Source organism: Aquabacterium sp. (assembly GCF_041909175.1).
Taxonomy (GTDB): domain Bacteria; phylum Pseudomonadota; class Gammaproteobacteria; order Burkholderiales; family Burkholderiaceae_C; genus Aquabacterium.
The window spans coordinates 469,804-496,254 of sequence record NZ_JAYRDZ010000002.1; the positions used below are offsets into that span (position 1 = coordinate 469,804).

Sequence of the window (26,451 nt, forward strand, 5' to 3'; positions counted from 1 at the left end):
TAAAATCTAATTTTGCCCACCGGCTTGTGGCTTTACCTTGACTCAAGAAATGGTTGGCCCCCGATGCCGCCCAATCTCCCAGGACGCCCCGCCGCCGCGAACCGTCGCGGAAAGCTGCTGCCCCAATCGCTGTTCGATCACCGGCTTCCACGGCACCAGCGAGAAGCCCATGCCGTCATCAAGCATCGCGTAGCGCCCGCTGGCGAGCATGACGCTGCGCCGGTAGATGCCGGCCACGCGCTGCCCGTCGGCCACGGGCCGATGCTCCAGGCCCGTTTCGCCTGCAATGTCCTTCGCGGCCTGCGCCAGCTCCCGGTTGCGCAGCGTGCCCAGCAGGTTGCGCGCCAGGATCACGCGCTGCCCGCGCCGCTCGGCCAACCCCTGTTCGGCCAGGAAGTCGGTGCGCTGCTGCATGGCCTGTTTGGCCTCGCCGCCAAAGCCCAGGTCGCCCAGGCCCGTGCCGCCGCCGATCAACTGCTGGTCGAGCCAGGTGGCCCCGATAACGCGGGCCTGCCGCTCGATGGGCAGGTGCGATTTCAACTCGACGGCAACGCCGCCTAGGCGCTGCGCGTCGTAGCGGCGGCCCTGTTCGGCCAGGTCGTCCGGCACCTTCCAAAATCCCTCGGCCACGCGCTCCACGATGCCGGCGCGGCGCAGGGCTTCGAGCCGGCGGACGTGGGCCGCGACGACTTCCTGCGGATCGCGGCCCGGTCCGGCCTGACCCTGCGCGATGGCTAGGTGGAGGTCGGTGCGGTACAGCCCATCGCTCGCCAGCGCGGCGATGTTCTTGTCGGCCGCGCGCACGGCGGCCGATCCCTTCACCTCCACCACGGCGCCGGCGGGATAGTTCGCCAGCTCGTCGCGGGCGTTGAGCGCGACGTAGTGGGCCTTGCCGTCCACCCCGTCGATGACCAGATAGCCCCGGTCGCGCAGTTCGTCGGCCAGCCCCTTTGCGGCGACGCGGCCGAGGATGGTTCGGCCGTCGTCGCCCGGCTCGAATACCGCCAGCTCGCGCGGCTCGCCGCGCATGGCCCGCTGCATGGTGCGGATGATGTCGCCGCGCTCGCCCAGGGCGCGCAGGGTCTTTTCGGCGTCGGCATGGACGGCCCAGGTGCCCGGCTGCATTTCGTCGGCCAGGCCCAGGCGCTGCAAGCGTTGCAGCCGGCCGATCAACAGCAGGCGCTGGCGTTGCAACCTCGGTTCGTTGAGCCGTTCGACATGCACCAGGCCATCGTCGCCCAGCTCGCGCTTGAGCGTGCGATCCAGGCTCGTCCACCGCTCTTGTTCCACTTCGCGCTGCAAGGTCTGTTGGATCTCCAGCTCGGTGCGCGGCCCCAGCCATTCGGTCGCCAGTTCGGCGGCCCGATGGCGGAAGCCATCGGCGATGTAGTCGCCCGCGATGATGAGGTCTTTGCTGGTGTCGTCGCGCCCGCGCACGACGATGTGCGTATGCGGGTTGTCGGTGTTCCAGTGGTTGACGGCCACCCAATCGAGGCCCGTGCCCAGGTCGGCCTCCATGCGGCCCATGAGGTGCCGCGTGTAGGTGCGCAGGTCTTTGAGTTCCGCGCCATCCTCGGGCGAGAGGATGAAGCGGAAATGATGCCGGTCCTCGGCGCAGCGTTCCTTGAAGGCATCGAGGTCGGCGGCATCGGTCTGCGGCCCGTAGGCTTGGCCCGGCTCTCCGTCGCGGCCCACGCCATCGCGCTCGATGTAGCGCAGGTGCTTGGCGAGCGACTGCGGGCTGGCCCGCTGCTGGTTGACCAGCAAGGTCTTGATGGTGACGCGCCGCGATAGGGACGTCAGCTTCGCGCCCGCGAAGCGCGCCGCTGTGTGACCGCGCCCCAGGCGCGAACCGGGACGCTGGCCGGTTCCAGCGCCCTTGCCAGCTCCTCCAGGGCTGCGCACGGAGGACTTGCCGCTGCTGGCCTTGCCGGCCTGTTTGAGTACCTTGGAAACGAAGCCCTGGCCCCGGTGCTTCGGGGCGCTGGGACGGATGCGGAAATCATCGTCGCGGCGGTCGGTCATGGTTGTCTCCCCGGGAAGTTGAGGCGTGTCCGGTCGTGCGAAGCACTCGGACACGCCTGCATTGGCGCGGGCCTCGCGCCACAGGCGGCACGGCGGCGAAGCCGCGCCGTGCTGCGCCAACCCCACGTGCAGACTGGCTTTCGACGCGGCCCGGTGCCGCGTCCTTTTGTCTTGCCTTCCGCCTTTGCCCCTCGCTGGCGCTCCGGGCAGCGGCGGCCCGGCGGCGCTGCTGCGCGAGCAGCCAGCGCGCCGGCAAACGCAGACACGGCCACAGGCCGGGCGCGTTCGAGGCAAGACGCCTGCACGTTGGACGGCTGCGCCGGAGGCAGCGCGAAGTGCTGTGCCGGATACGCAGGATCGGCACCCGCACGGCGCGCGAGGCGACACGGCGACAACAGCCGGAACGACACGCCCGATAGCACGGTGAGATGCACGTCAACGTGCAGCGAATCGGCGGCCATCATGGGCGCGACTCCAGCCAGACCGGGCGCGCAACGCCGATCACGGCGGATGCGCTGACCGGCCCGAAATACCGGCTATCGAACGACGCCGGGTTGGTCACGCTCAAGAGGAACAGTTCGCCAGGCCGAAGCTGGCGGCACTGCCTCCATGAGGGCAGCGGACGGCCCAGCCGGTCGGTGGGTAGGACGGCGGCCACCGGCACGCCGTCGATCCAGACCAGCGCATCGAACACGCACACCGATTGCGGCGCGACCGCGCCCACGCGCTTGAGCAACGGCACGCGCGCAGGCAGGTAGCGGCGCTGCGCAGCCAGCGCGGTGGTTTCCGCCGGCAACGTGGTCAGGACGATGCTGCCAACGGACAAAGGCCGGAGCAGCGAGCCGGTGTGCTGGTGGAGCAGCTCCACGTGATACCAGCCGACCGCCACGCTGTCGGATGGGTTGTAGATCAGGCGCGGCATCGGTTGCACGAAGGACGCCCAGGCCAGCGCAGCGAGGCCGCAGGCGGACAGGCCCGCCAGCACGAGGCGAGCGCGCAAACGTGCGCGGGGCGAGCGAGGACGCGGCGCGGTGCCGGCAGTCGAAACGGCGGTCATGGAAACCCCCTCCCGATGAGCCAAGCGGCGAGCCGCTCGGCGGTGTATTCGGGCAGCGGCAGGCGCGCAGCGAGCCGGTTGGCGAGCGTGCGCCAGTACGCGGGCGAGACGGCGACGGCCGCGATGCCCAGCGCCTCGATGGCGTCGATGCGCTCCAACACGGCGCGCACCTGGTTCTCGCCCTCCGCGTGCAGCAGCAGGCGCGCGCCCGGCTGCACGCCGGGAATGCGCTGCACCACGTCCAGCGGCGTGCAAGCCTGCATCACCATGAGCTGCCAGCGGATCGTGCCGTAGTCGTTGGCCTGCCAGCGGATGCGGCAGAACATGGCGCCCGGCAGGAATACCGCGCAGCGCCGCCAGCGGTCGAGCTGGTGCATGCGCGCAGGTTCGCCGAAGCGCAGGTAGAGCTTGAAGCGCGGTTCGATGTAGGCCAGCGCCACGCGCGTCAGCGGCGCGCTGGCAAGTTGGCCGGAAGGCGCTGCGAGCGCGGCCGTGGCCGCGACGGCAACAGGTGTGGAGGCAGGCGAAGCGGATGCGGTCATGGGGTGTTCTCCCTGCGGTGTTCTGGAAACTCGCGCTCCAGCAAGCCGCGCAGCAGGTCGGCGACGGTCACGCCTTGCGTGAAGGCCGATACCTTGATGCGCGAGCGCATCGCGGGCGTGACGTCGAGGGTCAGGCGGGCCGTGTAGAGGTCGCCCTTGCCCAGCGCATCGGCGTCGCCCTGGCGAATCCACGCTTCTGCGTGCGGATTCGCGGGTGGGCGCGCGCCGATGCCGACGCGCTTTGCCGCGCGTTTGCTGTCCGGTGGCGACTTCGCTGTCATGACGGCCACCGCAGCAGTTCATCGACCAGCGCAGTGATCTCACGCGCGGCGGCGCTGTCGGGTGCCGTCTCGCGTGCAAGCCGGCCAGCGGCCACGCTATCGGCGAACACGATGCGCTGATGCACTTCCGCGCGCAGCGCAGGAAGCGGCTGGTCGGCGAGCGCCTGGCGCGCTTCGCGCCCGATCACCGTGGTGCCCACGCGCCGGTTGATGACAAAGGCCGCGCGCAGCACAGGCCGAAACACCTGCGCCTCGCGGATCAGCGCCACCATCTCGGCGCTGGCCCACAGGTCGTAAGGGCTGGGCTGCACGGGGATCAGCACGCGCTCGGCCGCCAGCAGCGCGGAGCGCGCCAGCGCCGCGATGCGCGGCGGCCCGTCGATGACGATGTGATCGGCCCGCCTGGCGAGTTCTGGCGCCTCCTGATGCAGCGTTTCGCGTGCGAGGCCCACGGCGCTAAACAGCCGTGGCAAGCCTTGCTGGCTTCTGCGCTGCGTCCAGTCCAGCGATGACCCCTGCGGGTCGGCGTCCAGCAGGATGACCGATTGCCCCCGCATCGCCAGTTCGCCGGCGATGTGCGTGGCGAGCGTGGTCTTGCCCACGCCGCCTTTCTGGTTGAGCAGAGCGACGATCATGGCCTGGCCCTCCATGCTGGAAAGCCAGGCTGTTGCTGCTGCGTTGGTGGCCGCGTGATGGTTGTCCACCGCAGCGGCGTTTCTCTACTAAAAGTTTGAATCGCCCCGGATTTCCTAGACACCTGTGAGCCGTTGGGAATGGCGTCGTTCGAACTCGACTGGCGAAGTGTCGCCTGCGGTGCCGTGGCGCCGCTTGGGGTTGTAGAACATCTCGATGTAGTTGAAGACGTCGGCGCGGGCGTCGTTGCGCGTGGCGTAGACCTGACGACGGATGCGCTCGCGTTTGAGCAACTGGAAGAAGCTCTCGGCCACGGCATTGTCGTGGCAGTTGCCGCGCCGGCTCATGCTGCTGACCAGGTTGTGGTCCCGCAGGAACTTCTGCCATTCGTGCCCGGTGAACTGGCAGCCCTGATCGGAGTGCACCGTGACGGCTTGTTTAGGCTGGCGCCGCCATAACGCCATCAGCAGTGCATCCAGCACCAGGTCGGTGTCGATACGACTGCCCATCGACCAGCCCACCACCTGGCGCGAGAACAGGTCCACCACGACCGCCAGGTACAGCCAGCCCTCGTGCGTGCGGATGTAGGTGATGTCGGTCACCCACGACTGGTTGGGTTCGACCACCGTGAACTGGCGCTGCAGATGGTTCGGCGCAACCACGGCCGGCTTGCCACCGCGCACTCCGGGCCGGCGCTTGTAGCCGGTCTGCGAGCGCAGCCCTTCTAGCTTGAGCAACCGGGCCACACGGTGCTTGCCGCAGTGCTCGCCGAGGTCGCGCATGTCCAGCGTGAGCTTGCGATAGCCGTACACGCCGCCGCTCTCCAGCCAAGCTTGCTTGAGCAGGCCGCTCAGGCGCTGATCGTCCTTGGCCCTCGCACTCTGCGGCTCGGACTTCCACGCGTAGTAGCCGCTGGGGTGCACCTGCATGACCTTGCACATGCGGCGCACGCTGTACTGGCCCTCGTGCGCCTTGATGAACGCGTACCTCACCCGGACTGCTTGGCAAAGTACGCGGCGGCCTTTTTTAGGATGTCGCGCTCCTCGGTCACGCGCCGCAACTCGGCCTTCAAGCGGCGCAGCTCCTCAGCCTGCGAGATCTGAGCCTGCCGCTCCGCTGCCGGCACCGAGTAAGCCTTGATCCACTTGTACAGGCTGTGCTGGCTGACGCCAATCCGGGCCGACACGTCGGCCACCCGGTGGCCTCGCTCCGTGATCTGCTTGACCGCCTCGATCTTGAATTCTTCTGGGTAGGGTTGCTTGCTTTGCATGGCACCTCCGATTGGGCCTCAGTTTGAGGCTCGAAGGTGTCTACTGAAACCGGGGCGATTCACCGCTTCTACGCGACGGTTGCACAGTCGGCCTTCGAGAATTCGGCAGCACTTCGACAGTTCAGTGGTCGCCGGCATGCGTCCGTTCGTCAGGACTTCGCAAGTCTCGACAAGGAAATCATTCAGATGCGTGGCCGACAGGTCGCGCAGGAGTGCAAGCGACTGGCCCGGCCTCCGGCGGGCACGTCTGGGACCCGTGTCGCCGACAAGACCGAGATGGAGCTGCTTAACCTGCTCATCCCGCAGCAGCGGCCTCGGGTTCCTGTCCGCCAGATGCTCCGTCGCGCTGGCAGGGCCATCCAGGAGCTGAAGCCCTGCTTCATGATGGGCCCGCAGGCCGTGGCGCAGTTCCTCGCCCCTGGGCATCTGCACTTCGACATCGTCGTCATGGACGAGGCATCGCAGCTGCGCCCGGAGGAAGCGATTGGTGCCATCGCACGAGGGTCCCAGCTGGTCGTGGTCGGGGACCCGAAGCAGCTTCCCCCTACATCGTTCTTCTCGCGTGTGTCTGCGGCGGACGGTGATGGCGATGACGGATTGGGCCCGCTGACCACCACCGAGGCTGAAAGCATCCTCGATGTGTGTATCAGCCACTTCCAGCCGGTGCGCACCCTCCGGTGGCACTACCGGTCGCGTCACGAGTCGCTCATTGCGTTCTCGAACCATCACTTCTACCGGGGCGACCTGGTGGTCTTCCCGTCGCCGTACCCCAAGAGCAAGTCTCTCGGGTTGCGGTACCAGCACGTTGCCGACGGCGTCTACGAGAACCAGATGAACCACGTGGAAGCACGAAGGGTTGTCGACGCCGCCGTGGACCACATCCTCAACCGTCCGGACGATTCTCTGGGCATCGTCACGTTGAACATCAAGCAACGTGACTTGGTCGCCGAACTGCTGGAGGAAAGGTTGCGGGTCTTGCCGGAAGCGGTGGACTTCAAAGAGCGCTGGGAGGCCGAGGGTATGGGCCTCTTCATCAAGAACCTTGAAAACGTCCAGGGCGACGAGCGGGACTGCATCTACATCTCTACGACGTTCGGCAAGGCTCGTGGGACCGACGTGGTGCGCCAGAACTTCGGCCCCATCAGTCGCGATGGCGGTTGGCGTCGGCTCAACGTGCTGTTCACCCGCGCTAGGAAGTCTGTTGCGGTGTTCAGCTCCATGCGGCCGGAGGACATCGTCGTCGACAACAAGACTCCCGAGGGCACGCGAGCGCTTCGCAACTACCTGGAGTACGCGCGCACGGGCGTTCTGCCCGTTGAGCGCGAAACCGACCTTCCGCCCGACAGCGACTTCGAAATCGCTGTCATGGACGTGCTCCGGGGCCGGGGCTATGAGGTCGAGCCGCAGCTGGGCGTCGCAGGCTTTCGCATCGACATCGGGGTCAAGCATCCCGTGCATAGGTCCGGGTACCTCGCGGCTGTCGAGTGCGACGGTGCGTCTTACCACTCCGGCGTGTCTGTGCGCGACCGGGACCGAATCCGCCAGGAGATTCTCGAGAGCCTCGGTTGGCGAAACCGCATCTGGCGCATTTGGTCGACTGACTGGTTCCGCAACCCGCTTGCGGAGACCGACCGCCTTCTCAAGTTCCTGGATGACCTCAGGCAACAGCAGGTGCCCGATGAGTACTTGATTGCCGAGATGGCGCCTGCGCCTGCCTACGCAGCACCGCCCAGCGGGGACGTGGACCAAGACGATGAGCGGCCTGAGGACCTCGTTTTTGAAAATGATGAGGACGAGCTTGAAGCTGAAATTGGAGACCTAGTCACGTTCGCGCCGGCGGACGCTCTTGACAAGGAACTTCAGGCCCGCATCACCGCTCGACAGACCAACCCGGACCTCGGATTGGTCGCAGAGACGACGCCTCTGGGTTCCGTGCTCATCGGTTCGACGGTGGGAGAAACCGTGGTCCTGCGCGTGCCTGGCAAGGCGCCCCAATCCTTCGTCATCCAAGGAATCAAGAGGTCTGTGGACGAAACCGTTCAGTAGTTCGTAGTTACTGCAATCAAGCGCCCCTATTTCTCGTCCACCGGACCAAAGTTGCAGGCCCTCTTCGAGTCCAACCGGCAGGACGCCAAGGTGCTCCGTGAGTTCGTCCTCGCCGAGTTCTAAAAGTGCAGCATCTCAGCTCGTGTGGCATGCCGTGGTTGCCGCATGCACCTACAACGCAGGCAGCCAAACCGCTTCCTGCTCCAGTGCCATTCCCTGGTGTTGCATCTGCGCGGTCAATTCGCGCAAGGGCGCCGGTAGTTGCGCCACAGCGGTGGCGAAGTGGCGCAATGTGGCCCGCCATAGCTGGACGCTGCCATAGCGCGCCAGCTTCCTCTCCCACTGCGGCATCAGCCAGAACTCGCACGAGTCTCCCAGCACCTCGAGAAGCCGCACGAAGTTGCTCAGGCCCACGCCGTCATAGTCCGCAAACAGGATCACCCGGTTGGCACGGGGGCGATGACCCAGCCATGACAGCAGCCTGCCGTCGAGCTGCCCGCCGTAGTACAGCAGCGAGGCCTGCGTGCCTTCGGGCAGCCAGTCCGTACGATCAAACAAGGCTTGGTTCTCGACGAGCCAGAGCGCTCGCTCGGAGTGCCAGGCGTCATCTGACTGAATGGAAAGTGAGGCCGCACCGAACTCGCGTGTGGCAGCACTCAGTGCCAACTCCGCTCCCCTTTCGTCCTCACGCCAGCTGACTGTGTCGCCGACCGCCTTGAGCAGCGGGTAATAGCTGCCGTGTTGATGGCGCCGGGCCTTGCTGTCGCGGGCATGGGCCACGTGCTGTGCGCGCAGAGGGAGCTGTTCGGCGATTGACGGCTCCACCTGAGGGGAGAGCTGGGTCACGTGAGCGTCGAACACAGCCTGATTGCAAACGCTGTATACGTCTCCTCGGCCTTGGCGCAGACAGTTCACGGCACCAGTTTGCCGAGCAAATTGATCCAGGGCCCCGCGTTGTGCAGCGGTGAACTGGCTGGCGGGTAAGGGGCTCTTGCCTTGCAGCTTGAGCAACGCAGCGCGTAGGGCCTGCTCCGTCATCAGGCCTCCACGGGTTCGATGATCTGCCAGCTGAAGCGGCTGATCTGGTTACTGCCCTGGCGATGATGAATGGGCACGCAGTAGCGCACGGTGGTCAGCGGCGCCGGGGAGGCGAAGATCAGCGAGAAGCCGAACTCGGCAGCGGTCTCGATCAGACTGCGCTGGTTGCGCGCATCCAGCGCCAGGGCTTCGTCCAGATAGCAAATGCCTTGGATCGGGCGCCGTTGATCCTGCATCAGATGCAGCATGGCCAGGCCGGTCACCAGCTTGGCCATCAGCACCGTCCCGTTCGAGGCGGCGCTGTCGAGGTCGTCGAAGGCTTCCGGCTCGCGACCAGCCTTGCCCACCCAGAAGCGCAGCCGGAACAGGTCGGCCACGCGCAAGCCGTGGCGGGCATTGCCTTCCTCGATGAGTAGGGTTTTGGCGCGGTTGAGCTGGTCATCATCCAGCACGCTCTGCTGGTTGAAGAGTTCGAAGGTCTCGCCATTGCCGACTGTGGCAGCCGTGCTGATGAGCAGCTCGATGGCCTCGACGAGCGCGGTTTCGTCTTCGGGTTCGATCTTGAAGATCGCCAAATCGGAGAGCTGGCGTCCGCTGATCTTGCGATTGAACTCGCGCATCCGGCGCTTGAACGCGGCCAAGCCATCGCGCAGTTCGCGCAGGCAAGCCGCGACGTTCACCACCGCCGAACGAACCTTCTTTTCCAGGGCCTCGGCTTCCTGCGGCAGGTGATGGGCGAACTCCACCAGGCGCGCGATTTCTGCCTCGGGCTCACCGACGAACTGGTACTTGGTGAGCCCGCCCGTGTGGATTTCGCCCAGCAGTCGGCGGATCTGGTCGTCCAGTTCCAGCAACTGGCGGCAGTCAGCCTGATAGGTCTGCAGGCGCTCGGCCAGCTGGTCCAGCGCGAACTCCGGCTGTGCCAACCAGGGGTGGTGGGGTGAGTCGGACAGCCACGTGAACGGGCCTTCCTGATCGACGCGTTGGTTGCGGCGTTGCTCGATCTGCCGGTGCTGTTGCCCGAGTGAATCCAGATCCTTCTGCCTCTGTTGACGCTGCTGATCCAGCGCCCGGTACCGGGCAGCCGATTGCGCCAAACTGGTGGCCAGCTCGGCGAGCTTCTGGTCGAGTGTCACCAGCCGTGCTTGCCGCTCAGCGTCGCTGTCTTGCAGGGCCTGCATCTGGCTGTAGTCCCGCAATTCGGCGTCCAGCTGCACCAGCTGCTGTTCCAATCCATCACGTTCGCGTTGGACGAGTTCCAGCGCTTGTGCCGTCGCCAGCTGTTCCTTCAGCTGCACCTGCTGTTGCTGCAAATCCCGCAGCAGCTCGCCCAGCTCGGCCAGGCTGCGCTGTTGGTGCTGCTCAGGCAGGGCGGCGACGCGCAGCTGCAGGCCCGGAAGGCCAGCATGCTCACCATTGGCATCCCCCAAAGCCTTGGAGAGCGCATGGCCATCGAGCTGGAAGTCTTCGGCGCCCAAGGTCAGCACGGGTCTGGCCAGCACCTTGTTCAGCGCCGCCAATTGATCGGGCGGCAACGCGCCTGCCAGCTGCTGGTAGAGGTTGTGGCCTTGGGTGCGCATCTCCTGTGTCAGCTGGGCCAGCTCTCTGTCCACGCGGGCGAGCTCGCGTTCGATGAATGCCGGAGGCCGGCTTTGCGCCTGGCCCAAGCGGACCACCAGAGCATCTCGTTGGGCCTGCACGTCGCGGCGGCACGTCTCCAGAACCGCCCGGCTTTCGACCAGAGCGAATCGCTGTTGCAATGCCTGCAGCTGTTGGCGCTCCTGGCGCAGTTGCTTCTGCTCCAGCTCCCACTGGCTCTGCTCCCGCACAGCCTGGCGATCCTGCTCTCGCAAGCGGTCCAGCTCGCCATCGCACTGCTGCAGCTCGTGCTGAAGGGCTTGCTGGCGTGATTCGAAGTGCTGCTGCCACTGGCCCAGGGCCTCGTCGATCATGGGCCGCCAGCACAGCAGCTTGCCGCGCAGGGTCAGTCGAGCATCTTGCTTGCGCTCCAGTTCGGCGAGGCTGCCTTTCAGGCGTTCGGCGGCCAGGTACTGACTGCGCTCAGCGTTGAGGTCGGCAAAGGCCTTGTCCCACTCCGCCTTGAAGTCGATGCTGGCATCCGGCAGATCACGCCGGAAGATTTGCAGCAGGTAGTCTTTCACCTCGCTGGAGCGCAGCTTGTCCAGCCGCAGCGTCCGGGTGAGCACACGCTGGAAGACGCTGGCGTCACTGGCGTGCTCCAGGCGGAACACGCAGAAGTCTTGTGATCCGCTGAGCTTGCGATTCCGGCCGCCGTACACCATGTCGGCGAACTCGCTGCCGCTGTAGCTGAACACGCGGCGCCCGTGGGTGGCCAGATGGCTGGCCAGCTTGGGCTGTGCCACAAGCGAGCCATCGGGCAGGCAGAACTCTTCCACCTTGAGCGGACCGGCGTAGGCAAAGTACTCGTACTCGAAGCTCACGCCCTTGCCGACGCAACCCAGCACCACGGTGCCGGATTCCGGCAAAGACACCTCCAGCAGCACATAGGCGCTGTTGTTGGGGAAGTAAAACCGCCTGCTCTTCTCCACGTCGTGCGCGCCAAAGTCCATGCGGCGCCGGTCAATGATCAGCAGGAACTGCAGGGCATTGATCAGGCTGGTCTTGCCCGTGTTGTTGGGCGCCACCAGGGAGACTGCGCCATCCAGCGGAAGCTCGGCGCGCGAGTAGCCTGCGCTGCCAAGCAAAACCAGGCGTTGAAAGCCGTGCTGCATCAGTCGGTCTCCTCGTCGTTCAGCACGTCGTCGCCGCTCTCCTCAGGGGCAGCGTCCGCCTCGTTGTCGTCATCTCGGGAGGCTGCGGCCAGGCCCTCAAAGTGGTCCAGGTAGCGGCAGACGGCGGGCAACAGCCGCCAGCCTGCCGGCTCCGCCACTGCGAATCCCAGCGTGCAGGCGCGGCCCAGCAGATCGATCAGCCCATCGGGAGACAGCCCTTCGGCGTCCAGTAGGTCTTTCTGCTGTTCGTGCACCTCGGCCAGCCATTCCCGATCAATGAGCCAGTCAGTGAAGCGTTGTAGCGCTTTGCCGGCATTGGCTTGGGCGTCGAAGATGACCATGAACAGCAGCGCCAGTTGACGGCTGACCTTGCCGATGTTGCTGCTGGCATCGGTGCTGTGGAACCAAGCAAAGCCTCGCGCATCCACGCGCAGCTCAAAGCCCAGCGCTGCGAAAAGACCTGCGTAGGCCGGTTCGTGCTGCTCAAGTTCGGCCCAAAGTGCGGGCTCGGCCATGCGGTTCAGGTGCTTGCCGGACAGGAACAAGCGGAAGAGCTCGGCCAGTGCTGGCATCTGCGCCAGTTGCGGCGTCAGTGGGTGAGGCGTCGTCATTCCGGAATGCTCACGCGGTGAGGATGGTGCAGCACGCGGATGGCCTGCAAAGTGGTGGCCTCAGGATGCGCACTGGCTTCGATCTGCCAACTGCCCTCGTGCTGCAGCTCATGGAACAGCCGCAGCAGCGTCGCATCCTGCAGATGACCGTGATGGGTATGCAGCCAGTCCAGCAGGTTGTCCACCGGTAGGCTGCTTCTCAGCTGTTGTCGGATGGCCGCCTCGTCCACGTGCTCCAGCAGGGGCGGGGCGTTGCCAGGGTCATCTTGCGGGAAGGCCACCGACTGCGGTTGGTACTGCTGCGCTGCGGCCATCACGGCGCGCACCTCATCGCCCAGCTGCAAGCGGAAGCCCCGCTCGTTGCGCCAAACGGGCATCGCGGTGTCGGCGGTATGCCGTGACAAGGCTCGGCGCAGACCCCGCTTGCGCACCTGACCCAGCAGCAGGCTGACGGCACTGGTCAGCGCATTGTGTTGACGCATCTCCTCGCGCAACGGCAGCACCGTGTCGGCGCACTGTTGAGCGATCAGACGGCCAAATCGACGCAGCTCCTTGGCCTGGTGCGCCACCTGCCTGAGCTGCAGGCGATGTGAGTACAGCCCGCCTTGAACCGACAGCTGCTCAAAGGCCAGGTCCAGCGAGCGCTCGGCGTCTTCCAGGTAACGGTAAAACGTGCCTTGCGGGCTGGTGTCCATCATCTGGTTCATTGGCTCCACGTAGTGGTCATAGGCCTCCAGCACACGCCGGTAGCGCTGGGCAATGGGCATGTTGGCGTCGGCGCTCTTGGCGTCTTCGGCGAGTTCCAGCAGTGCGTGGCGGTCTTGATCCAGTTGCAAGCTGATCTGGCGAAAGAGCTCAGCGAGCTTGTTGGCAGCCCCCCGCGTCCGATCCATGTCGGCAGCTTGCATCCCCTCGTTGAGGCCCTCCGTGGCCTCGCGGATGGCGGCAACACGTGCTTGAAGAACGGCAGCTAGACCGAGCTCGTGTTCGCGCGTCAGCCCGCGCACGAAGTCCAGCACGTAGGCATTGAGCTGCAGGTCGTTGCTGCGAGCGCAGGGTTGGAGAATGTCTGCATTCACCATGGCCCGAAGCGCTGCCCCCTGGGCTTCGGCATCCATCTGCGGAGCCACCTTGGCGATGCAGCCCAGCACTTGTTCGGTGGTGAGCACCGCAAACTCGCGGGACAGCCTCACCAGGACCTCCACGGTGTCCCAGTGCGTGTACAGCGCGTAGACCAGGGAACGCGGGTTGGCCATGTCAGCTCAACCTCCCGCCATGGCGAGCATCGTGCTCGGTGCGCGATTCCAGACCATTTGGTGTCGCCCACAGCCGCGCATGGCGGCACACCGGCCCATGGCCGCAGCAACGATTCAACCGGATACCTGATCTGGACGCATCTCTCTCCTGCACTGTCCCCAGCTGCCGCTGCCCACCAAACCTGTGGGCTTGGCGCCCAGCGGCCACATTCTTTGAGCTCGAAGAAGCGAACTCAAAGAATGTGCCGAATGCGGTGGGGACAGCCTCCCTGCGAACGTGCGTCCAGCATGAGTGTGCGACAGACGGTGCCAACCCTTGCGCGAAGACCGGTGCCTGCTTTGTGCGAAGCAGGTGGGGGCCATGTGTGAACTCTGTGCGAAGAGGTCTCCGCCCAATGTGGCAGCAGTGTGCTGACACCCCGCCGCGCAGTGTGGCGTCATGTCGCCCAGCAGTGTGGCGACTCAAGGAGGGGATCTGCCAGGAGCGCGTCAGCATGGCACCTCGACGCACTTCAGCAACTGCACACGAATCTCTGCAGGTTTCGCTGCCAAGTCCACGGTCGCAAAGCGGATCGGATGACCCTGGATGACGACTGTCTCATCGACCATCGTTCCAACGGCGGGGTGCAACAACAGGCCGCTTGCCGAGTCTGCCAGTGCATCGCCACAGCCGACCTGTGACCGCAGATAGGCGTACATCTGGTAGATGTAGCCGCTGCGCAGGCTTTGCTCTCGATACCACCCTGCCGTGACGATGGAGGTGAACTTGGTGTCGATGACGATACGTCGCCCCGAGCCACCATGGTCGAGCACCACGTCGGTCCGCATGGCAGGCAAGATGTCATCAATACCTTCCGTCTTGGACGAGATTTGCCACTGCAGCGTGGCGCCGCAACGAATATGCCACCCGAGTGGACTGAGCACCACGGCATACAAGCCGCCAACGGCGCGCTCAAACAGACGACGAACCCAATCCTCCTCCCGGCCAGGCATCGCCAGCACGTTGCCGCCTGCGGATTCCGTGGGTAGCGCCAGGTCATAGGCAAGCTTGGCTGCTGCCACCATGAACTGGTCGTCCGCATCATGGCGTCCGAATCGATCAGCGCTCATCTGGGCTCGGGTCGGCGGCTGGCCTGCGACGCCCCGGGACCACATCGCTGCAGCAAGAGATCGGCACCGATAGGCGACAACTGGCTTCTTGACCAGGCGGGCGACGGACTCTAATGCAGCGCGGACGAAACGATTCCGTGGCGTGTCGATGGTGAGCTCCGCAAAGCGGCAGGCCACCAAGCCGCGATCCAGCAACTGGCGCCGCTCAGTGGTCAGCACATCGATGCGCCCGCGAACGCGGCCGAGCCACTCTTCCCGAGATCGGTAGCCCAGGCTCAGTTGACGATGCAGCCGAGTCTCAACGGCATGGGCCAAAATTTCTGCCACCAGATCGGGCAACTCATCTGGGCTTTCTTCGACCGCCACATGGGCGGTGCCGCCAGTCCGAAACAGGTCCGACGCATACAGCATCAACAGCCACAGGTTCCGCACAGGAATGCGCCCCACGAATCCGGGCGTGAACCCTGACTCGGCGGAAATCGGTGGCGCGATCAGACCCATCACCAGCCCTGCAGCAACCGTGCGGTGGCCTGACGCGCTTCCTCTGGGGAGTCAAACCAATACTCTTCCAGCAGGGGGCCGATTTCTGTGTCCACGACTTGCTGGAACCATCGCCGGGTGCTGCCCGCATCCAGCCGATGCACGGGCGTGACATAGCTGTGACCGATTCGGAACTGCTTGCCCAGGCGTGCATCCGCTGCAATCTGCTCGTTCAGCTCGACCATGCGTCGCTCAATGTCTGACGCCAGTGCTTCATCCACACCGCAGGCTGAAACCACCCAGTTCCGCCATGCTGGGCCGAGGCGCGGCTCAAGGCTTACAAACGCAAAGCGGCGCCGCAACGCCAGATCGACCAGCGCCAAAGACCGATCCGCGATGTTCATGGTGCCGACGACATGAAGGTTCTCGGGGATGTGGACCGGCCGCCGTACGCCGTCAGCATCCGGGTAGCACAGCTCCAACGCCTCGCTGGGGGTGCGCTTGCCTGCCTCCAGCAGCGTCAGCAATTCACCGAACACCTGGGCCGGATTGCCTCGGTTGATCTCCTCGATGACGACGACGAACTTGGCTGCGGGCTCCTTCTTCGCAGCCTTGATCGCCTCCATGAAGACGCCATCGGCAAGCGTCAGCTTGCCTTCACCAGTAGGCCGCCAGCCGCGCACGAAGTCCTCGTACGAAAGATTCGGGTGGAACTGAACGGCTCTGACCTTGCTCTCGTCCTTTTGCCCCATCAAGGCAAAGGCCAATCGCTTGGCCAGCCATGTCTTGCCGGTGCCGGGTGGCCCTTGCAGGATCAGATTCTTCTTGATGCGCAGCCGGTCCAGTAACTGCTCAAGCTCTGGCTCCGACATAAAGCAGCCGTCACTCGTGATGTCGGCGAGCGAGTAGGGAACGATGGGGGCCTGAGACTGGACGACTTCGGCTGCGAGCTCATCGCCTGAGTCATCGTCGGGCATGTCCGGCGTGACTTCGTCCTCCTGAGGCGCAGGCGTTGCATCCTTGAACTGCCACGATGCCAGCGACAACTCCGGGAAGCTGTGCACCGGGTAGTCTTCCTCCGCGAACCGCGTACGCAGGTCGTCGGCAAGTTGCAAATACGTGGCCGCATCACATGGCGCTTGCGGCGCTGGGGTGGTGATCGGAACGCCCAGGCGCTTCTGGATGTAGTGCCGCGACTGGCTGTCCAGCGTCGGAAACTCCCAGGGCGCAGCCCAGTACAAGCCAGTGGACAGGTTCCACGCCACACCCCAGACCTGGGTCGCTGCGTCATAGGCCTCGATGAACTCGTCGCGAGTGCCCGGCCCGTCATCTTCAACCAGCGTCTGCGCCGCAGTAAAGACGCGCCAGAGGGCATCAATGTCTCCGGCCCCTCGCTTGTCCGCGTAGCGGAAGAACCAGGAGCGCTGGTTGTTGAGCACGGGGATGCCTTCGAACGTCCCGGGCACAGGCACGGTGACGCCGAGCAGCTTCGCCAGCTCTGCAGCAATCAGCTTGCGGTTGGCGTCCGTCATGCCTCGGTTGAACGTGCCCATCACCGTGAACGGGCAGATGTCCTGCAGTGGGCCGCTGCTTCCGTCTGGGAATTTGTCTTGCAGATAGCCCAGGCCCTGCACATGCTGAGCAATCTGGTGGATGCCCTGAATGAGCGGCACTCGGTCGCTTGCGTACGCCAGCAGCTTTTCTGCGATGGCCTCGTAGAAGTCCGCCCACTGGAACAGGGTGCCGAAGCGGTCCTTCCAGTACGGGGCGTTGCGGAATCGCTCGATGTCTTGGGGCTTGCCGTTGAATGCGAACTCGATCAGCGCATCCGCATTCCATTCGCCGGGCACAACGCGCCAGATGGTGGGGCGGTAGGTGTAGAAGTACCACTCGCGCACGCCTTCGGCGGGCTGCCACTGCACTTTGACGCGCTCACCGTCCTGTGGGTTTTCGGTGATGACGCCTGTGGCCTTGATGCCCATGACAGACACCGTCTGCTGACGGTTGTCGAAAGGCAGACCGTGCTTGCGCACATACGCAGCCTTGATGGCAATGCGCTCACCCGGCCGCATGGAGCGAACCAGCGCCTGTTCCTTCTGGCTGGGGCTGCTGATCTCCCAGATACCTTCGTCGAGGAAGCGGGCGCTCTGATCATCGGTGTGACCGAAGCTGGCTCCGACGAACCAGGTGGTGCCTGAGGGTTGACTGCTGATTTGTTCTGACATGCCTCTCCCTTTGTCTTTTTTGTGCCTTCAGCGGCAAGCTAGCTCGCGGCCCGCAACCATCGCAGCCGTGCGTCTGAACGGGCGTTGACCTAGACACCATCTACTCGGACAATCTCGCGCAACACGGCCCCTCTCGATGTCCTGGCTCTGAACGCCGGGGCGCTGCTGAGGGGTTCTTTTGTTTGAGTTGTGTGCTGCACGCCTGTGTCCTTGGCAGTTGATTCAAACAGGCTGACAAGTGTGCTGAGATGCCTTTAGCTTCGTCTGGATCGCATTCGTCTCTGTCAGCTTGACCACCTCACCGAGACTGCCATCGTCATTCACCCACCGCAGGCGATTGCCGTCTGGCGTGAGAAACAGAACCTTGCCGTAAGCGGCCGGGAAGTGCTGGGACTTGCGTGCGGCATCCTTGGTGCTCTCCTTGGTTTCCAGCAGACGCTGCATGGGTGCTTCACCGGCCTCATGTGACACACAGACCACGAAATCGGGATAGAAGTAGTGGTCGTGCTCAGCCCGCACCACGCGGACCGAGTAGGGCTTTTTGTCCGGGTTCCGATGCCACCAATGGACAAAATCAGCTTCGTCGAGCGCTCTGGCGAACGCCTGCTCCAGGGTGTTGAGCTTCACCCAACCGTCATACCGTCCCACGCTGAAGGTGCTGCCGTCGTCGAATGCGAACAGCTGATCCGTCCACCAATTCCGTTCGTCCATGAAGAGCACCGTCTCCACGTCCTGTGCGTCCTCGGTGGATGGGGGCAGCACACCGTAGATGTTCTTGCTGGAGGCTTCGAGTGGAAGGTCTTCCGGGAAGATCATCACATCGGGTAGGGGTTGGGCATCCACCTGCTTTGCCTGGTCCGCAATGGCTTGGAAGATGGCTTCGCGAAGCTCCTGCGCGCAGTCGCGGATGACCCAGTGAGCCGCATCCCGCGACAGGCGCACCAGGTCTTGCTCTGACAGCGCCACCTGGGAAGGCGCCGCCTCAAGCGCAGCGTCCAACGTCGGCTTCAAGCGGGCAGAAATCGCCTGAACGATGATGCGATAGTCCTCTTCCTCTGCATGGGGAAGCTCTTCCAGGGCTGCCATCGCCTCTCGCGCCAAGGCGGCGCGATCCGTCACAACCTGTATGTCCTCGGCATAGCTGGTGCCTTCGGTGAGTTCCTTGTGAAGCTCCTTCTGCCGCACTCGGTTGAGGGCTGCGTTGACTGCTGTCTGGGCCAGGGTGGAACCGATCTCCAGCGACTGCGCGACCTGCAGCGAGATGGCCGAGAGATCGACCATCGAAGGCTTTTCCTCAGACTTGAGCGCGGCGCCCAGGGTGGGCAGGTTGCCTTTGCGATGGAAGGCTTTCAGCCGGTTCTCATTCAAGGCGGTCAAGACCTCAGAACGCGTGCGTGGCTTGTCGATGCGAGCGGGCTTTTTCTGCGCGGGTTCTGCAGCCTGGGTGTCGAGCGTCCACGTCGGGTCGCCGAACAAATCCTGCCCCCACGGCTGAGGTGCAGCACCGCCCGCAGTGGGCAACCATGACGGAGATGTTGGCGTGGGCTCTGACGCTTCGGGTGGGACAGTCGCCTGCGTGCCGGGTAGCCCCAGGTTGTAGCTCAGGGGCTGATCTGCCGTGGGCCGATTGGTGTAAACCACGCCCCCGGCCACGGTATGGCGGGTCATCAGCTTCTCGGTCTGCCCTTCAAGCTGGCTCTTCACCGCGCTGGTGGCCTGTACCGCAGCTTCAAACCCCGCCTGTGCCTGGGCATTGCCCAGGTACACGTAGGCAGTGTTCAGCTCAGCGGGAATGGGTTGCGGTTTGGGGAAACCTTCGCGAACCTGCCGTGCCACTCGCATGACTCGGCCAATGAACTGCATGGCGAAGTCCGCGTCATTCACGGGCTTGGTGCTGGCCAGAACGAAAGCGCGCGGGGCGTCGAAGCCCGTGCCGGCCGACTGTTTGAAGATCAGCACCTGTTTGGTGGTGTCGTTGGCAATCGCGGCCATCAACACCGGGTCGGGTTCATCGGCAGAGTGTTTGCCAATGGCTTCGGGCGGCACGTTGCACTGCCGCATCAGCTCTTCAGCGGCCTCGTCCACGGTGCGCTCGCCATTGGCAACCTGCACCAGCAGCAAAGGCGTGCAGGCAATGCCAGCTTGCTGCAGCCGTTGGCCGATCAACACATTGCGTGCCCAAGCCTGGCGCAGCACCGTGCGGCGCAAGTCGGTCACCTGCTGCATGGTGGTGCCCAAGCTGTACACCACCGCCTCGATGTACTGCTTGTTCAGCCTGGCCTTGACGACATCATCCCGGCTGACCGAGAAGTGCTCCTGCCCGCTGTAGCCGGCATGGGCCAGGAAGTCGGTCAGCCGCTGGTCCTTGGGCGTGGCGGTCGCCATGAGGAGGTAGTCCGCCTGCAGCCAGTGCGCAAACTTGCCGAACTCGGTGCTCTTGTCCAGGCCGATGTGTGCTTCATCCACCACCAGGCCAATCTGCAAGCCCTTGGCACGCGCGCGCGCGACCAAGGCCGCCAAGGTGCGCACATCGTCGTCGGCATCGGCGTCGTAGCCTTTGGTGCGCCATTGGGCGCGCGCCACGCCTTGTGCGGTGGAAATGAGTACCGTGCCCGCACCCAGGTCCTGATTGCGCCCCTGCGAAAACAGCACGGGCGACAGGCCAGATGCGTGTTGCAGCAGCGAATCCAGCGTTTGCCCCACCAGTGTCACGAATGGAACAAACCAAAACCACAGCACGTTGCGCTGCGTCCCGACGCGTTGCAAGACTTGGCCCATGACAAATGTCTTGCCCGAGCCCGTGGGTGCACGCAGCAGGCACGGCGGTGATGGCGTGCGCAACAAAGCCTTGGTGATGTTGTTCATCAGTTCTGCCTGGAACTGCTCGGGCTGATGCATTGAGGCTCGGACTGCCAGGTCCAGCGTGGCTTGGAACTTGGGCTGTGCTGTGGGCATCGTGGTTGTTGGCGTGTCGGGCGTGTTCATCGTTGGCGGCCTCCCTGGCCTTGAATCAGTGCTTGGCGCAGCGCGTGCACTTGCGCCTCGAGGCCGCGCTCAGCCAACAAGGCGGCCAAGGCCTTGGGGCGTGGGGCGTAAATCACCAGACGAGCCACTTGGTGCCGGTCTGGCAAGCCGCACAACGCGTCGAGCACCTGCTCATTGACGGTGGGGCACAGCGCCATCAGCCAGTCGGCACCCTTGGCAATGAGGCGGACTGCGCCACTTTGATGTGTCACAGGCGCAGCCGCCGCGTGGCGCATGGTCAGCAGAGTGCTTGCATGGTCCGCTGTGGCATCCAGTGCCACATCGGCTGCGTCCAGCTTGTCGAGTTGCAGATAGGCGAACTCGCCGCCGCGATCCAAGCTGTGGGCGTCTTTGCCCCCATAGCCCTGCATAACTCTGCGGATGCGTTCCGCACACACATCGCGGCACAGGTTTTTGGCAGGCTCTTTGTCATTGGCCTCCGTGCTGCTACACAGAATGAACCGACGGCGACCGCCATCCTCCGCATTGAGTTCCATGACGACCTGACCCGTCGTGCCCGAACCGGCGAAGAAATCCAGCACGATGTCGTCGGGACGTGCTGCCTGGGCCAGCAGTCCCTTGATCAGAGATGCCGGCTTGGCGTAGTTGAATGCGCGGTCGCCAAAAATCTGGGCAACTTGGCGTGCGCCCTCTTGATTGGTGGCGGAGGTCAGGTTGGCTTCAGCCTCGTAGGTCCCTTCCTCGAAGCTTGGCACGATCCAACTCGACAGAGGTTGGGTCTGGTTGCGCAGATCGGCTTTGTAACGTTTGAATTGGGGGCGGCCGAAACCGACCGGTTTGCCAACCCACTGTTCAAGGTCCGGGAGATCCCGTCTCAGGATGGGCGTCTTGCCGCTCCGAGGGACATCACCCGCGTCAATCGCTTTCAGCAAGTCTTCCAGCGTGTTCCAGGTCTCAACCCTTTGGTCCTGTGGGAACAAGATTTGACCGAGTCGCCCAAACTCTTCCATGCTCTTCGCCTGAAGAGTCTGGCCTGGCTTTAAGCGCGTTTCGCTGGCATAGACCCAGATGCGATCTGGGTTCGGCGGATAGTGGATGCCGGTTTTCGGGTCAACCAGCGGATAGTAGAGATTTGGTCGCTCTTTGTAGGAAAAGCCAAGAGTTAAGTCGCTTGTTCGCCAGTCTCCTCGCGGATCTCCGTCCGGGTTGCTGTACATCTCGTAGCTCTTGTCGAAGCCCTTGAACGCAAATCCAGGGTTGCCATAGACCAGAACGTGTTCGTGATCCACGGACAAGAAGCACTGTTGGTCCGCATTGGAGCCCTGGCGCGTCCGCCATACGATCGTTCCAAGGCGTCTGCCGGGGAAAATCTCATCCATCAGCAGTTCAAGCCGGGCGCGGTTCTCGTCGTTGATGCTGACCATGATGACGCCATCGCTGCTGAGCAGATCTCGCGCAAGCGTCAGGCGTTGATATAGAAATTCCAACCACTGGCTGTGCCGCCAGCGGTCGTTCTGGCCAACGTAGCTGTCGTTGTAGACCCAGTCCTTGTTGCCTGTGTTGTAAGGCGGGTCGATGTAGATCACCCGTACCTTGCCGGCGTGGGTGGCCCGTAGCAAACGCAGGCTGTCGAAGTTGTCGCCTTCGATGATCAAGTTTCGGTGCTCAGTGCAGCCCTCGGGCGTGTGGCTCCACTCGGGCACGAGGCGTGGCAGTACGACGTTGGCATTCAGCGCCTTGTCGTGCTCAATGGCGTCGCGTTCCCAGTACAGGCCGAGCTTCTGGCGGGTCAGGTGTTCAGTCAGCAGCCGACGCAGCTCCGGGGCTGACATCTGCCCCAAGCTGTCCAGCAAGTTTTGCTTTCCAGTGTTTTTCATGTCTTTGCTGAGGGGCTCCCTGGCCCGATTCCGTTGCGGGTGTCGTTGGGTGTGGGCGTGCTCTGCAACCCGGTTTGCTTCCATTTCGCCGCGCGGCCCTTGCCCGTAGGGGCAATCACCCCCTCGGCCTTCATGGCGCGAAGGATCACGCGCACCATGTCGCGGCTGATGCCGGGGCAGGCCTCTTCGATCTCCGAGATGGAGAAGGGCAGTTGGCGTTTGAGAATTTCAGAGCGAACGCGGTCGCCCTTGGCGCCACGGCCTCGCTCGATGGTGCCCACGCGCTCTTCAAATTCCTTGTAGGCGCGCAGCAGTGCGCCCCAGAAGTAATCGAGCCACGGGGCGATGTCGTGTGCGGTCTCGTGCCAGCCCTGGGAGCTGGCTTCCAGCGTTTCGTAGTAGCTTTCCTTCGATTCTTCGAAGATGCGCTCCAGGCTGATGAAGCGGCCCACTGCATAGTCGAAGTGATAGAGCAGCTGCAGGGTGAGCAGACGTGCCATGCGGCCGTTGCCATCCGGGAAGGGGTGAATGCACAGGAAGTCGAGGATGGCCAACGGCACCAGCACCAAGGGGTCTGCCAAGTGCTGATCCAAGGCCAAGCGGTAGCGCGCGATCAGGTCCGCCATCGCGATGGGCGTGAGGTGCGCGGCAACCGGGCGAAAGCGGATGCGTGAGCTGCCATCGGGGTGGCGCTCGACGATGTCGTTGTTGGTGGCCTTCCAGTGCCCGCCTGGTTGGGGCATGTAGCGGTACAGCATGCCGTGCAGCTGCAGGACCGTGCCTTCGGAAAACGGCATCTGCTCGCCGCTCTCATGGATCAGACCGAGGGCATCGCGGTAGCCTGCCACCTCTTGCTCGGAACGGCTTTGCGGCGTGGCATTCTTGAGCACCAGTGACTTGAGCCGGTGCGCGGCGACGACCACGCCTTCCAGGCGGTTAGAGGACTCGGTGGACTCGACCACTGCCACTTGCCGCAGGTCGCTCAAGACCTCCGGCGACTGCGCCACGAAGAGCTGCTGCTTGCCCCTGTACTCACCCAGGGCGCGCAGGGTCGCCAGCTGCTGCGCGTCGAAGCGCAGCTTGGCGAGGTAGTCTGGCGAGAGTGATTGCATGCAGCAGCATCCGGACGAGGAAGAATGGGGTAATACTACTGCAAATTGGGGTATGTTTGCTCTTCATTACCCCAATAACTCGATGTTTACCCCAATTAGCCCTGTCGGATCAGCTTGCGGACTCCGGTTCGTCGGGATCGGTAGGCGCCACTTCAGGCGCTGTGCCTTTGACCGGTCTCTCTGCCTCGATACGCAGTGGCTTCAGCCGATGCGCCGGTTTGCCTTGTGATGCGGTGCCGTAGACCCTCTGAGTCTTTCGGGATAGGTGGCCCAGCCCCCGGCTGACCGCGTCTGCGTCTCCCTTCCGCTTGGCATCCGCCCCCCATTGGTGCCTGAGGCAATACGCCGTCACGGTGTCCGGGTGCGAAGGCCACAAGCAGCCAGCTAAGCGCTGTACCTCTGCAGAGAAGTTCATGGCGCTCGCGACCTGAACGACGACAGGGGTCTCGGCCGTGCCGGGCAACAGCGCCTTGATCATCGACAACAACGGATGCGTGTCTCCCGCCGCGTACGTCAGGCGGCGATGCGGCTGCCCCTGTTCCCGTTTGACCTTCGCACCAGCGACCTCAAAGTGGATCTCGATCTCCTGCGTCGCTGCATCCTGCGTTTGCCAAACCTTGACGCCTCTCTCCAGTTCGCTGGGGCGGCATCCCGTCAGCGCGGCGACCAGCAAGGCAGCGCCGTACCGTCCCGCACGGCCGCGCTTGCAGAGTTGGACGCGCCAGTCAGGGGGAAGCCCACTGAGGGCTCGCCGTTTGCTGTTGCGTAGCGCTCGCAGACCGCCCAGGCCTCTTCGCCGAAGTTCGAGCAGGGCCTGCACGCACGCGATTTGTTCGTCGAACGCAGCGATGTGTCTTTGTGCCTGCTCATCCGAAACGGGTTCGATGATGCTGCCCAGCAATTCCAACTGCCTTTGCTGCAGGGTGAACCGCAGGGCGGACATGCGCTTCTGGAACGTGGAGGGGCGTCGGGTGTCAGACACCACGCCGATCAACCCGTCCTGCGCCACCTTGGCTCGGGTGAGCAGCGATTGCCCGAGCCGCAGGTAGTCGTGCTCCGTGTCGGGCGAGCGCGCGGCATTGCGCGAGCGGTCGGACGCAAGCTGCTGTAGAAGCTTGGTGCTTTCAAGCATCTTGGCCTTCAGGGCTGGGATAAGGCTGCTCATGCAGCCCTCTCTTGGCACGGAGGACGCAGCGACGGGCTCGCCTCGAAGGCTTTTGGTGCCACAGGCGGTGGTGAAGCATGAAGCTCCAGTCCACCGGGGTATCGGGTGACCTTTGCCTTTGGATAGACCATCAGCACCTTGTGTAGCGCCTGGAGAAATCCTTTGCGAAATGTCTCGGCGGCGTGTGCCCCGCGTGGATCATGGGCGAACTGTCGCATCAGCGCAGACCACGTGATCTCGACCGGCTTGCCTTGGATTTGATAAAGGCGATAGGCCAGCCAGGTGTAAATGTCCAGCGCAAGCGCAGACCCTTTGAGCGTCGCCAACGCCCGGCCATCTAGGGGAACGCTGTGCTCGATGAGGTCGGCGTAAAACTCCGTGCTCAACACAAGCAAGCCGGGCCATCGCGAGGCGCCAGCGAGCCAGCGAGGTTGCCAGGCGTCGAACTGATGAATGGGCAGACTGTTGATCGTTCGTCCCTGGAAGCCGAGCTGCAAACGACAAGCAGCCAGGGCGTGCATCTGCCTACGCAACATCCGGTAGCGATGCCCCTGAAGGTCATAGCCAAGCATGGATAGAAACGTTGATGCATGCCTGCCAACATCTACCTCACGACTTCGGTGTCTGCGTGCGAGTGTTGAGATGCAGGTGAGTGCCAGCCGTGCGGTGGCGCCGTATGGAACAGGCTGTAGGACAGGCCCCGTGCCCTCGTCCAACAATCCTGCCTGGATACTCAGCCAAGCCGCGCCAAAGCTGTGGTGGAACTCGCGGCCCTGGACCTGCGTACGAGGCAGTCCGATCTGGCTCATGATTGAGTGGCAGAACATCCGCTCATCACCGGAGGGGGCATCCATGCTGATGGCGACGCTGGCGTTGATCAGCTTTTCGGCGCTCATTGCTCACCTCCGGCCTCGCACGCGCGAGCTGAGGAAGTTCGAGCCCACCGTTCACGGGCCAATTGCTCCACCTTGGTTGGTCGTCCGCGCGGGCGTTTGGGTGGAGGCGGTTCTGCCGGTCGATTGGATTCAATCCAGGCCAGCACCTCATGCTCCCACCAGCACAGGCGCCTGCTATTCGGCATCTTGAACGGCTTGGGGATCAGGTGCTTGTACTTCTCGTTGGTCGCGCAAGTCCGGATCGTGGTTTCGGCCTTGCCGATCAGGGTCGACAGTTCTTCAATCAGAACGCATCTAGGTACGCCACCAATCTGGGTGGCTGCGTGTTTGGTCATCTTCTTCACCATCGCGAAGCGTTGGGCGACAGGGTCGCCATGGCAGCGCAAGTGCGCGCTGCGACGCAAGTTCAGCGATGGCGGGCGCGGGGCGGTGGGGTGGCCCGGCGAAGTGAGGCAGACGTGAAGCCATCGAGCCGCACGGGCCAGCGGATGCTGTTGTCTTTGCCGTAGAGCTCGTTCTTGCAGCGGAGCAGATCGTCGTGTGCGGGTACCCAGACACACAAGATCGCGGCCAGCGTGCCAAGAATGCAAGCCAGCACCCAGCTCCCGATGAGCTGCGTCAGGGGCGCTGAGATCGAATCAGGTGCATGCGGCACAACCCAAAACATGAGCACGGCGAGCAGTGCGCCAACCGCCGTGAACCGCCAGCCCATGTCCATGGCCAGCGCCCGCACAATCTGGCGGGCCTGCTTGGGGGCTCGAAGGTAGGGCAGCATGCACATGGTTGTGCATGACAGTAGCGAGCAATTTCCGGGCTGTCAAAGGCTAAGCCGGCGCCGCCTCAGCGCAGCCATTCATGTCCATGTGGAGCCTTGGGACAAATTTGGGACACCGGCCCAGGAAATTTGCTTTGAAACGACATGAATGCCGTTCAAAAGCAAAAAAGCCCAAGTGCTTGATTCACTTGGGCTTTTCCGTTTTTTGTCTGGTCGGGGTGAGAGGATTCGAACCTCCGGCCTCTACGTCCCGAACGGGGCATCCTTGCCTAAAACGCTGTTCTGTGGATGGGCGAGGTCATTGTAAATCAACG

General features: G+C 63.9%; 20 protein-coding genes. 1 reads left to right on the forward strand and 19 read right to left on the reverse strand.

Going from position 1 to position 26,451, the window contains the following annotated elements:
- Positions 1–42: 42 nt before the first annotated feature.
- The 6 genes from ACE3PH_RS04705 to ACE3PH_RS04730 all read right to left on the reverse strand — a co-directional run bounded on the left by ACE3PH_RS04705 (position 43) and on the right by ACE3PH_RS04730 (position 5,808).
- Entirely contained in the window at positions 43–2,025 is a 1,983-nt protein-coding gene (locus ACE3PH_RS04705) for a relaxase/mobilization nuclease and DUF3363 domain-containing protein (RefSeq protein WP_035884272.1), read from the reverse strand.
- A 460-nt stretch (positions 2,026–2,485) separates the two neighbouring features.
- On the reverse strand, positions 2,486–3,082 hold the full coding sequence (locus tag ACE3PH_RS04710) for a S26 family signal peptidase (RefSeq protein ID WP_374316828.1): 597 nt from the start codon (positions 3,080–3,082) through the stop codon (positions 2,486–2,488).
- Positions 3,079–3,624 carry a DUF2840 domain-containing protein gene (locus ACE3PH_RS04715; RefSeq protein ID WP_374316829.1) on the reverse strand — a complete coding sequence of 182 codons (546 nt, stop codon included), beginning with the start codon at positions 3,622–3,624 and terminating at the stop codon, positions 3,079–3,081. The genes ACE3PH_RS04710 and ACE3PH_RS04715 overlap by 4 nt, the downstream gene beginning before the upstream one ends.
- Positions 3,621–3,905, reverse strand: a complete 285-nt coding sequence (locus ACE3PH_RS04720) for a hypothetical protein (RefSeq protein WP_047127317.1) — start codon at positions 3,903–3,905, stop codon at positions 3,621–3,623. The genes ACE3PH_RS04715 and ACE3PH_RS04720 overlap by 4 nt, the downstream gene beginning before the upstream one ends.
- Positions 3,902–4,540: a ParA family partition ATPase gene (parA, locus tag ACE3PH_RS04725; protein WP_047127743.1), complete on the reverse strand. Its 639-nt coding sequence runs from the start codon at positions 4,538–4,540 to the stop codon at positions 3,902–3,904. Before parA ends, ACE3PH_RS04720 begins: the two co-directional genes overlap by 4 nt.
- A gap of 114 nt (positions 4,541–4,654) precedes the next feature.
- Positions 4,655–5,808, reverse strand: a protein-coding gene (locus ACE3PH_RS04730; RefSeq protein ID WP_374316830.1) for an IS3 family transposase whose coding sequence is annotated in 2 segments (ribosomal slippage) — positions 4,655–5,568 and positions 5,568–5,808 — 1,155 coding nt in all. Because the reading frame shifts where the segments join, the coding sequence is not laid out codon by codon here.
- A 36-nt stretch (positions 5,809–5,844) separates the two neighbouring features.
- Here ACE3PH_RS04730 and ACE3PH_RS04735 point away from each other — a divergent pair.
- On the forward strand, positions 5,845–7,854 hold the full coding sequence (locus ACE3PH_RS04735) for an AAA domain-containing protein (protein WP_374316831.1): 2,010 nt from the start codon (positions 5,845–5,847) through the stop codon (positions 7,852–7,854).
- 171 nt (positions 7,855–8,025) lie between these two features.
- On the opposite strand, the gene ACE3PH_RS04740 is transcribed toward ACE3PH_RS04735, so the two are convergent.
- From ACE3PH_RS04740 to ACE3PH_RS04800, 13 genes are all read right to left on the reverse strand, one after another.
- The gene (locus tag ACE3PH_RS04740; protein ID WP_374316832.1) at positions 8,026–8,892 is read right to left on the reverse strand and encodes a hypothetical protein; all 867 of its coding nucleotides are present in this window, start codon (positions 8,890–8,892) and stop codon (positions 8,026–8,028) included.
- A complete protein-coding gene (locus ACE3PH_RS04745; RefSeq protein ID WP_374316833.1) occupies positions 8,892–11,645 on the reverse strand; it encodes a hypothetical protein in 2,754 nt (917 codons plus the stop codon). Before ACE3PH_RS04745 ends, ACE3PH_RS04740 begins: the two co-directional genes overlap by 1 nt.
- A complete protein-coding gene (locus ACE3PH_RS04750; protein ID WP_374316834.1) occupies positions 11,645–12,256 on the reverse strand; it encodes a hypothetical protein in 612 nt (203 codons plus the stop codon). The genes ACE3PH_RS04745 and ACE3PH_RS04750 overlap by 1 nt, the downstream gene beginning before the upstream one ends.
- A complete protein-coding gene (locus tag ACE3PH_RS04755) occupies positions 12,253–13,512 on the reverse strand; it encodes a hypothetical protein (RefSeq protein ID WP_374316835.1) in 1,260 nt (419 codons plus the stop codon). Before ACE3PH_RS04755 ends, ACE3PH_RS04750 begins: the two co-directional genes overlap by 4 nt.
- A 489-nt stretch (positions 13,513–14,001) precedes the next feature.
- Positions 14,002–15,123, reverse strand: coding sequence for a 5-methylcytosine-specific restriction endonuclease system specificity protein McrC (gene mcrC / locus ACE3PH_RS04760; protein WP_374316836.1), 1,122 nt, complete (start codon positions 15,121–15,123; stop codon positions 14,002–14,004).
- Complete coding sequence (locus tag ACE3PH_RS04765) at positions 15,123–17,327, reverse strand: McrB family protein (protein ID WP_374316837.1); 2,205 nt, start codon at positions 17,325–17,327, stop codon at positions 15,123–15,125. Before ACE3PH_RS04765 ends, mcrC begins: the two co-directional genes overlap by 1 nt.
- A 222-nt stretch (positions 17,328–17,549) precedes the next feature.
- A complete protein-coding gene (locus ACE3PH_RS04770) occupies positions 17,550–20,312 on the reverse strand; it encodes a DEAD/DEAH box helicase (protein WP_374316838.1) in 2,763 nt (920 codons plus the stop codon).
- Positions 20,309–22,165: a site-specific DNA-methyltransferase gene (locus ACE3PH_RS04775; protein WP_374316839.1), complete on the reverse strand. Its 1,857-nt coding sequence runs from the start codon at positions 22,163–22,165 to the stop codon at positions 20,309–20,311. The genes ACE3PH_RS04770 and ACE3PH_RS04775 overlap by 4 nt, the downstream gene beginning before the upstream one ends.
- 20 nt (positions 22,166–22,185) lie before the next feature.
- Positions 22,186–23,301 carry a Fic family protein gene (locus tag ACE3PH_RS04780; protein ID WP_374316840.1) on the reverse strand — a complete coding sequence of 372 codons (1,116 nt, stop codon included), beginning with the start codon at positions 23,299–23,301 and terminating at the stop codon, positions 22,186–22,188.
- Positions 23,302–23,410: 109 nt separating this feature from the next.
- Entirely contained in the window at positions 23,411–24,466 is a 1,056-nt protein-coding gene (locus ACE3PH_RS04785; RefSeq protein WP_374316841.1) for an integrase, read from the reverse strand.
- Positions 24,463–25,362, reverse strand: coding sequence for a replication protein RepA (locus ACE3PH_RS04790; RefSeq protein WP_374316842.1), 900 nt, complete (start codon positions 25,360–25,362; stop codon positions 24,463–24,465). The genes ACE3PH_RS04785 and ACE3PH_RS04790 overlap by 4 nt, the downstream gene beginning before the upstream one ends.
- The gene (locus ACE3PH_RS04795) at positions 25,359–25,697 is read right to left on the reverse strand and encodes a hypothetical protein (protein WP_374316843.1); all 339 of its coding nucleotides are present in this window, start codon (positions 25,695–25,697) and stop codon (positions 25,359–25,361) included. Before ACE3PH_RS04795 ends, ACE3PH_RS04790 begins: the two co-directional genes overlap by 4 nt.
- Before the next feature lie 71 nt (positions 25,698–25,768).
- Positions 25,769–26,137: a hypothetical protein gene (locus ACE3PH_RS04800; protein ID WP_374316844.1), complete on the reverse strand. Its 369-nt coding sequence runs from the start codon at positions 26,135–26,137 to the stop codon at positions 25,769–25,771.
- Between the last annotated feature and the right edge of the window lie 314 nt (positions 26,138–26,451).